Raw genomic sequence first — 7,969 nt, 5'->3', positions numbered from 1 at the left:
ATAGAAGTTTCATAAAGTCTTGTACCAGGCTCTACGAGATTATTTAAGGAACTTAAAGATTGAAAAGTACGTTTATTGGAATCATCAAACGCTACTATAAAGTTTAACAAGTTATCATTAGATAGATATTCAGTTATATTATATGTAGAATCATGATCCAGAATAATTTTCTTTTCTTTGGCATCTTGATCTGCCACATCTAATTTAGTATAAAATTGTATCTTACTTAACTTATTTAACAAATCTGCTCTTTCTAAAAAAGGTTTTACCTTATCTAATATGATATCATTATATATAGGATAGCGTATGGAATAATCAATTTTTGCTAGTCTTACAGATAATTGATTATTATATAGTACATGTATGTTGAAATTATTTGTAACAAATTCATATAGTGGAAGGCTATCTTTTATTTCATCTGTTTTCATTTGAAGAATTTCACAAACACAGTCATCTAGATAACTTGATAATTTACTGTAATTACTGCATCCTTTATAAGGAGATAAGTCAATAATTTTTCCGTAATCCTTATTGAAGTTCCTTACTAAAGTAAATTTAATCAACAATTTAGCGCATGCTAGATCACTTACAGCGTTATCTAAAGATGTGGAACAATTATCATAAAGCCGTCGTTCACGATTTCTTATATTAATATCAGCTCCATATTCTAATAGTTCTTTAACTACTTCCAGATTTTTACCACTTTTTTTTACAGCATGGTTCAGTGCAGTATTGCCTTTACGGTTTGTTGCATTTACATCAGCACCATGTTTCAGAAGTTCTCTAACTAATTCTAATTCCTTCCCCAGTGTTATAGCAGAATGTAGTGGAGTTTCACTATACATGTTTCTTGAATTGACTTCGGCACCACCTAACAAAAGCTCTTTAGTAATTTCTACACTACTAGTAGTATGAAGTAACGTATCTCTATTCCTTTCTACTCTAAGGTTAGCATTAGCACCTGCAGACAAAAGAGCTTTAACTTTTTCTAAGTTTCGTTCATAGACTGCTTTTTCTAATTCTTTGTTAATATTATTATTTAGCATATTTTTAAAATCCTCCTAAATTTCACTATTTTGTAACAAAATTTTTGTATATTTTCTAGATCTTGGCACCCTCATTAGAGTTTCATTTAAGAGAGCTATAACTTTAAACTCTTTACTCGATTTTCTACGCTGACATCTTGTAAACTCTGATCTGGACTTTTTAATATTTCTAATAATCTACTTGCAAGGTTTGAGTGTTTATTGATTACTGCAACCTGGACTAATGACTTGCCTTGATCATCACGAGCATTTGTTACAGCTACGCGCTCATCGGGTTTTATTGCTCTCAGCTTACTGATAATTTCAATATTACCATTTTTTGCATTCTCAAACAGCTCTTCTACTAATTTCAATAGGTTAGTAATATTTTGGTCTCGAGAAAGATCAAGTGGTATTTTACCTTCCTTATTCTTGATGTTATAAATTGCACCATGTTTCAACAAAGACTTTACAGCTTCAAAAAAGCTATTTTCAGTAGCAACATGCAACGATGCAGTGCCTTTAACTATTGTTTTAGCATTAATAAAATCACTCAATTTATTGTGGCTTACACGTTGTAACAAAGCTTCAATAATTTCTTTATGACCTTTGGAAGCAGCAGTGTGTAATGGTGTATTACCTTTGTTAGTAACTTTAGTAGCATCAGCTCCATTTGCTAGCAAGATATTTACAACTTTTATGTGCCCATTATTAACAGCATAATGTAATGGCGTTCTTCCATCCACGTTTTTCGAATCAATGATTGCTCCATCTCTAATGGAACTCTCAATTCCTAAATAATTATTATCTTCTATAGCCTTAAATAACTTCTCAACCAATTTTAGTAATTTTATGACTTCTGGGTTTCCTCTTCTTTCTGCAAAGTGTAATGGTAAAACATATCTACCTCCTTCAGCTCTAGCATTAAAGTATGCTCCGCTCATAAGCAGAGACCTAACTATATCTAAATTACCAATTTGTGCCCCTAAGTGTAAAGGTGTAGCATTTTTATCCATTTTTGCATTAACATTTGCTCCACTTATAATAAGGGTTTTGACTACCTTAGGATGACCATATTGAGCTGCAAGATGTAGGGCTGTGCCTTTATTTTGACTTTCTTTTACACTTACATCAGCGCCATGTTTCAATAGAACGGTTGCTATCTGATCATAACCTTTTTCTGCTGCAAAATGTAAAGGAGTCCAATTTGTGTGATCTAAAGCATTAATATCTGCTTCCTTTTCTAAGAGCAATTCAACCACCTCTAAATGATCATGGTCTACTGCAAAGTGTAGAGGTGTAGTACTTTTAACTGTTTTAGCATTAATGTCTACTCCTTTATCAAGCAAAGATTTAGCAACTTCTAAATTACCATCATATGCTGCACAATGTAGAGGAGTCCAACTTCTGTTATCTAGAGCATTAATATCTGCTCCATTTTCAATCAAGAAATTCATTATTTCCAAGTGATTATGTTCTGCTGCCAAATGTAGAGCTCTTCTACCATCATCCATCTTTGCATTTATATTTGCTCCTTTTGCAATTAAGCTCTCTACTATTTTTAAAGAAAAACCATTATATGCTGCATTATGTAAAGGAGTCCAATTCTGATCATCCACGGTGTTAATGTTTGCTCCATTTTTAATTAAAAAATCACTCACCTCGAAATGACTTTGCTGAATTGCTAGATGCAAAGGTGTAAAACCTTCGTTTTTTTTAGCATTAACATTGGCTTTTTTCTCTATTAGTAGCTTCACTACTTCTAAGTGACCATTCTGAGATCCTATATGTAAAGCTGTGGAATTATCGTGGTCCTTAGCATTAACATCAATTCCCCTTACGAGAAGAAGAGACTTAACTACTCCAAAGTGATTACGTTCTGCTGCTAAATGTAGAGGTGTAAGATTCTCATAATCCTTAGCATTAACATTAGATTTTGCTTTTAGTAAAATGTCTACTAACTCTAAAAAGCCATTTTGAGACGCTAAATGTAGAGGTGTAATCTTATCATCTGTTTTTGCATTAACGTTTGCTCCCGCTTCAAGCAGAACTTTAACTATATCTAACCTACCAGTTTGTGTTCCCAGATGTAAGGGTGTAATGTTTGCATCAACTTTATGATTACCTATGCCTGAAGATCCAGCGTTAATATTAGACCCTTGTGAAATAAGAGCTTTAACTACTTCGAGGTTACCATTTTGTACTGCAGAATGCAAAGGTCTTGCTCGATCATTATTTACAGCATTAACATCTAATCCCTTTTCAATAAAAACATTTACTATATCTAGATGACCATTTTCTGCTGCTAGGTGTAAAGGTGTATTAAGTTTATCTGTTTTAGTACTAAGATCTGCTCCATTTGCAATCAAGGTGTTGACTATATCTAAATATCCTTGCTGGGATGCAAAACTTAAAGGTGTAAAGCCTAGAATGGTCTTATGGTTTACATCTGCTCCATGAGCAATAAGAAAGTTAACCATCTCTAAGCGATTTTTTGCAATTGAAAAATACAGTGGCGTAAAGGCATCGTACTTAATCTCTGAGTTAATATCTAAACCCTCTCCAATAAAGTGTTGACTAAATCCAACTGACCATTTCCTGCTGCTAAATGTAGCGGCGTAAGACTAAGATGTTTCTGAGTTTCATAGTTTTCATTTAAAAACTCTACAAAAAATTGCAGCTGATCCAGATTATTAGATATTCTATTAGTAAACATAAAGGCCTCGCATGAAGAATTTATGTAAAATATAGTATCTACAAGTTTTTAAGCAAGATAAATCTTCTTCTTAAAAAAGATACTGTGATCCAATCTGTGTGCTTATAACTTTTTTATTTGATCATGAGTGATCAGCTGTCTCAGCTGCAATAGAGACACCTGCCTTAAGTAGTTACATCAATTTTCTCTGTTTTTGCCCCTTTTTTTTCTGATGAAGATGTCTTCATTCTTCTCAGTAGCCAACATTCTTTTTAAAGTATAATCGTTACGTGCACCAAAGCATTAATAATTATACACAATTGTGAAGAAATATTCAATCTTTTTATTGTTTTGAATGTGTTGATGAAAAAAACGTCTGTCAGAGATCATCTGAGAATTGCATTTTAGGCTTTAGATGTAGAAGGGGTCTTATCGTCTTTTTATAAATACTCTAAAAATAGGCTTAAATCGCCAAGAGATGGATATCATGAATTTAGTAGCGTAAAAACATCAAAGATACCTCATATCATAAAGTTTAATGTCAACATTTGGTGCAACATTCCTGATTTACAAAGCAGAGTCAATAAAGGTTGCAAATAATCTACTTATGTTGGACGTTTCTGTTAATGCTATTTCTAAAATAACAGATTTATCTATTGAGGAACTTGAAAATCATGCTTCCAAAACTTAACCTGAATTAAAAGCAACATTAGTTTACTGATTTCTACACAATATATTAAAATACCAACAAAGGTGATTACATAATTAATTATCTGCATTACTGGATGAAATTCTTGTGCTTCTGTATTCAATATATAATATTAAAAAAATATTTTAGTAAATTTATTAAAGTAGATACTAGAAACTCGCTTATTTTGTTTTTCTAGCTCAGTTATAGTTTTCGATTTTGCTTGCAGAATTTGTCTATCACTTTCTGGTTATCCTCTATCATTTTACTTGCCTCTTGCTGAAGAAATTTGATATTTCTGAGTGTAATATTTTCCATCTCAGTCGATGCTACTTTCAATTGCGATTGTATTCTTATGTATTTATCATCTATTACTTGTTCTAGTTGATAATCAACGCAATCCAATCCAGAAGCGAACATCACATTCAGTAGTGGCTTGATCCACCCTATTTTGCCAAATTTCCTTGAGTTAGCATACTTTATACTTCTATCTGTTCCACCAGTGCCTATTGATAGCAGTATAATCTCATCATCTCGAAATAACTTCTTAGCACTTGCATATGCACAAGCCGCTGGATTATTGGCAAACACTCCGCCATCTATCAATACTCTCTCTGTTTGGCTAATTTTCAGACGTTTTGGTGTGAAGTACGTTGGGGCAGCTGTTGTAGCTCTGAGTGCATCTTTCAACTTAATGTTTTCTTCTTTCCAACTTTTGAAGAAAAATTCACAATTGTTGTGAATGTCATAACTAGTGAGCAGTAGATTACTCGCAACATCGGCCATAGTGCTTTCGCCGAAGTATTTGTTGAGAATAAATTCCATATTTTTATATGAGTACTGAGAACCACTCAGCCAAGAAGCGATTGATTTTCTCCAAAGTGATGCTTGAAAGATATATGCTCCATACTCTTGGTAAAGTTCAACCAAATCATTGGCAGAGTATTGAAGTTTATTGCTTTTACAAAGTCCAGCAACAATAATTCCACCGGTTGAGGTACCTGCCATTAAATCAAAGATCTGAGAAATTGGCTTTTTTATCCTAGATTCAATTTCTGCTAGAATAATTGCAGGAATTATTCCTCTAATTCCTCCTCCATCAACCGATAAAATGTACTTTGTCATTTTTGTCTCTGCTCAAGCTCGTTAACTTCTTCAGCAAGGTTTTTGACTCTTTCTTCAAGACGATAGATGATTTCTGTAGTCCTTTGATTTTGCTCTATAAACCTGTCATGTATCTGCACTCTTAAGTCAAGTTTGGCCAGCCACCAGATAAATGCTATTGTTTGTATTACCATAGTAGCAATTACTGCTACAGGGATCTTTCCTGTACTTTGGTTTTTCATGTTTTTGTACAAAAAGCTGTATACTAATATATACAAGATTTGTCAAAAATACGTCCAAAAAAATCTTAAGAATTTTTCTTAAAGCTAACTCATTGCATTAAGCAAGTAATGTAAATAATATCATAGATATGAAATTCAGCCTTTTTCGAAAACTGTTAGTAAATTCGATAATACCAATAATATGTGTTATCTTTTTGTTTCAGCATTGTAAACCATCAAAAATTATACCAATAAAAAGTAAGGTAAATGGCAATGATCTTGAAACATTGTCTACTGCAGCTCAAAAGTGTAACTTCGATGCTGTAAGATCCTTAATAAAAAATACAATAGATATCAATGCTACTCATCATTTTGGTGCAACATCATTACACTATGCTACAAGTGGAGGCTGTTTAGAAGTTATAAAATTTCTGGTTGAAGAAGGCATTGATATAAATACTACTGATGCTTTTGGCTGGACAGCTTTGCATTATGCTGCACGAAAAGGACATCTAGAAATCACTAAATTTCTACTGGAAAACGGAGCAAATCCTCTTGCTAAAAACAAAGATAAAAAAACTCCTTTAGATCTTGCTGTAGAGGAATTAAATAATAATAAAGAAAAAAAAGATATCTATGAGGAAATTATCAATTTACTTTCCCGTGCCTCCGTAACAGCTGTTATCATACTACGATAGCCCAGGTTATCAATTACATGCTCAGCTTTATTTATTATCCAACCACCATAAACTCCTTTGCGAAATCCCAAAAGGTTGATCTTTGCTTCGGTAAATAATTCAGGATTTCCTGCCATTGTAATGTTGAGTGTTGCTGTACTGCTCATCAGCTGATTTAATTTTGCAGATGCTGCACTTTGCGCCAAATCACTGCTTGCATAAACATCTCGCAGAATATAGCTTGGTTCTTGATCACCTATTTTTTCTGTTATAGTCTCTGCTTTTTCATAATCATACCAATAGGAAAGAACCGAGCCATATTGATTACGCTCATTAAATCTTACTTGCCAACTTGTAATATTTCCAGGTGTTAAAGTAATAGTGCTTAAAGTTTTTCCGGTAACTGATTTTGCTTTTCCTTTTGAAACAAAAAGTAAATATCCTCCTGCAGGTTTTGCTATTGCTCCATAAATTTGAGCAAGCCTGGTCAAAAAATGCATGTCGCTCTCTGCAGTTTGATCAATATGTGATATCATGATATTTGCAAACTCTGCAGCAACTTTAGCTTTATAGCTATGTTTATTTGCAATTTTTTCCACCAAATCATTTAAAGTAATTTGATGCCACTCATTAAATACTTGTTCCTTTAAAGACTGTTTTAAGTCTGCTGCATGACTCTTAATTTTTAACGCCTTGTGGTGGACCTTGTAGCGTAATTTCATTCACTATGTAATCTCCCATTGGCACAATACCAGTTTCTTTATATCCAAGTAAAATATTCAGCTTTGCTCCAGTTCTAGGAATCTCAAATAACGAATCACGGTCATCAAGGTGAATTATAGCAGTATCGCTTATTACTCCAGCTTCATCAGTAATATGAATTGATACTAACCGACTCTTTATCAACTCAGTGATGGAAATTCCTTCTACTGAAATACTAAAATCTGGTGTCACTTCAATCCCATAGTTTTACTACTTGCTTTTGTATTGCTTTTTGAATTACAGGCAGTTTAACGGTTAACCCTGCAGGAAGAAGCTCGTACTCTGCAAGCCCAGGATTAGCTTTCAATACAACCTCAACTGTGCCAGAGCTGAATCCATAGTGTCTCCAGCAAATAAAATCTAACATGTCATTTTCTTTAGTTTTGTAGTACATCATCATCAAATTGTATATCGTCAACGGGATTATTTAGTGATCCATCTAACAACACGTTATCGTAGTGTTTCAGGCTTAAATGAAACTCAATCTTCCTTGGTTCTCCATTTGGAAAAAAATATTTCTGTGTTTCTTCTATTTTTACGATAACAAAATGGCCTAAAATGTTACCCTGGCCATCAATAAGTAAAAGAGGTTTCGATGAATTTCGCATATTATTTATTTGCTTCATCCCTCCTGAATAGATTACTCCTGCAAGCTCAACAATGTCCTCTCCAGGACCAATACTTTGAAGCAATGGCTTTTCCCCAATACGCTCAAGTGCAGGCCAGCGATATTCACTTCTACGTGTAAAACCTTGCTCAGTTAATGCAAATCTATATGGACCAAGAGATAACATAAT

Annotated in this window: 11 protein-coding genes; 2 read left to right on the top strand and 9 right to left on the bottom strand. The window is 33.5% G+C overall.

The genetic code is table 11. The features are described 5' to 3' along the window. The 3 genes from OOK82_RS07625 to OOK82_RS07615 form a co-directional block, all read right to left on the bottom strand. A partial coding sequence (locus OOK82_RS07625; protein ID WP_264704649.1) for an ankyrin repeat domain-containing protein occupies nt 1–1,046 on the bottom strand: 1,046 nt, incomplete at its 3' end. 95 nt (nt 1,047–1,141) lie between these two features. After that, nucleotides 1,142–3,538: an ankyrin repeat domain-containing protein gene (locus OOK82_RS07620; RefSeq protein ID WP_406721600.1), complete on the bottom strand. Its 2,397-nt coding sequence runs from the start codon at nt 3,536–3,538 to the stop codon at nt 1,142–1,144. A gap of 38 nt (nt 3,539–3,576) precedes the next feature. Then, on the bottom strand, nt 3,577–3,741 hold the full coding sequence (locus OOK82_RS07615) for an ankyrin repeat domain-containing protein (RefSeq protein ID WP_264704393.1): 165 nt from the start codon (nt 3,739–3,741) through the stop codon (nt 3,577–3,579). Nucleotides 3,742–4,258: 517 nt separating this feature from the next. On the opposite strand from OOK82_RS07615, the gene OOK82_RS07610 reads away from it, so the two are divergent. Continuing rightward, nucleotides 4,259–4,411: a hypothetical protein gene (locus OOK82_RS07610; RefSeq protein WP_174516912.1), complete on the top strand. Its 153-nt coding sequence runs from the start codon at nt 4,259–4,261 to the stop codon at nt 4,409–4,411. Nucleotides 4,412–4,612: 201 nt separating this feature from the next. On the opposite strand, the gene OOK82_RS07605 is transcribed toward OOK82_RS07610, so the two are convergent. After that, complete coding sequence (locus OOK82_RS07605) at nt 4,613–5,533, bottom strand: patatin-like phospholipase family protein (protein ID WP_264704392.1); 921 nt, start codon at nt 5,531–5,533, stop codon at nt 4,613–4,615. Beyond that, the gene (locus OOK82_RS07600) at nt 5,530–5,754 is read right to left on the bottom strand and encodes a hypothetical protein (RefSeq protein ID WP_264377157.1); all 225 of its coding nucleotides are present in this window, start codon (nt 5,752–5,754) and stop codon (nt 5,530–5,532) included. The genes OOK82_RS07605 and OOK82_RS07600 overlap by 4 nt, the downstream gene beginning before the upstream one ends. A gap of 128 nt (nt 5,755–5,882) precedes the next feature. On the opposite strand from OOK82_RS07600, the gene OOK82_RS07595 reads away from it, so the two are divergent. Further along, entirely contained in the window at nt 5,883–6,431 is a 549-nt protein-coding gene (locus tag OOK82_RS07595; RefSeq protein WP_264377158.1) for an ankyrin repeat domain-containing protein, read from the top strand. On the opposite strand, the gene OOK82_RS07590 is transcribed toward OOK82_RS07595, so the two are convergent. From OOK82_RS07590 to OOK82_RS07575, 4 genes are read right to left on the bottom strand one after another with little or no spacing between them, the layout of a single operon-like run. After that, the gene (locus OOK82_RS07590) at nt 6,368–7,132 is read right to left on the bottom strand and encodes a phage late control D family protein (RefSeq protein WP_264704391.1); all 765 of its coding nucleotides are present in this window, start codon (nt 7,130–7,132) and stop codon (nt 6,368–6,370) included. The genes OOK82_RS07595 and OOK82_RS07590 overlap by 64 nt on opposite strands. Beyond that, nucleotides 7,089–7,364, bottom strand: a complete 276-nt coding sequence (locus OOK82_RS07585; protein WP_264704390.1) for a hypothetical protein — start codon at nt 7,362–7,364, stop codon at nt 7,089–7,091. The genes OOK82_RS07590 and OOK82_RS07585 overlap by 44 nt, the downstream gene beginning before the upstream one ends. A 1-nt stretch (nt 7,365) precedes the next feature. Next, a complete protein-coding gene (locus OOK82_RS07580; RefSeq protein ID WP_406718390.1) occupies nt 7,366–7,572 on the bottom strand; it encodes a tail protein X in 207 nt (68 codons plus the stop codon). After that, nucleotides 7,550–7,966: a phage tail protein gene (locus OOK82_RS07575; protein ID WP_264377161.1), complete on the bottom strand. Its 417-nt coding sequence runs from the start codon at nt 7,964–7,966 to the stop codon at nt 7,550–7,552. The genes OOK82_RS07580 and OOK82_RS07575 overlap by 23 nt, the downstream gene beginning before the upstream one ends. Nucleotides 7,967–7,969 lie beyond the last annotated feature (3 nt).

The organism is Wolbachia endosymbiont (group B) of Apotomis betuletana (assembly GCF_947250475.1).
Lineage (GTDB): Bacteria > Pseudomonadota > Alphaproteobacteria > Rickettsiales > Anaplasmataceae > Wolbachia.
Note: the sequence above shows the minus strand (reverse complement) of the source record. Positions and strands in the feature narration are given on the sequence as shown.

Coding starts and splice junctions, on each gene's coding strand:
- OOK82_RS07615 (WP_264704393.1), bottom strand. CDS start 3,741: ATGTTTACTAATAGAATATCTAATAATCTGGATCAGCTGCAATTTTTT.
- OOK82_RS07600 (WP_264377157.1), bottom strand. CDS start 5,754: ATGAAAAACCAAAGTACAGGAAAGATCCCTGTAGCAGTAATTGCTACT.
- OOK82_RS07610 (WP_174516912.1), top strand. CDS start 4,259: ATGTCAACATTTGGTGCAACATTCCTGATTTACAAAGCAGAGTCAATA.
- OOK82_RS07575 (WP_264377161.1), bottom strand. CDS start 7,966: ATGTTATCTCTTGGTCCATATAGATTTGCATTAACTGAGCAAGGTTTT.
- OOK82_RS07590 (WP_264704391.1), bottom strand. CDS start 7,132: ATGAAATTACGCTACAAGGTCCACCACAAGGCGTTAAAAATTAAGAGT.
- OOK82_RS07595 (WP_264377158.1), top strand. CDS start 5,883: ATGAAATTCAGCCTTTTTCGAAAACTGTTAGTAAATTCGATAATACCA.
- OOK82_RS07605 (WP_264704392.1), bottom strand. CDS start 5,533: ATGACAAAGTACATTTTATCGGTTGATGGAGGAGGAATTAGAGGAATA.
- OOK82_RS07580 (WP_406718390.1), bottom strand. CDS start 7,572: ATGATGATGTACTACAAAACTAAAGAAAATGACATGTTAGATTTTATT.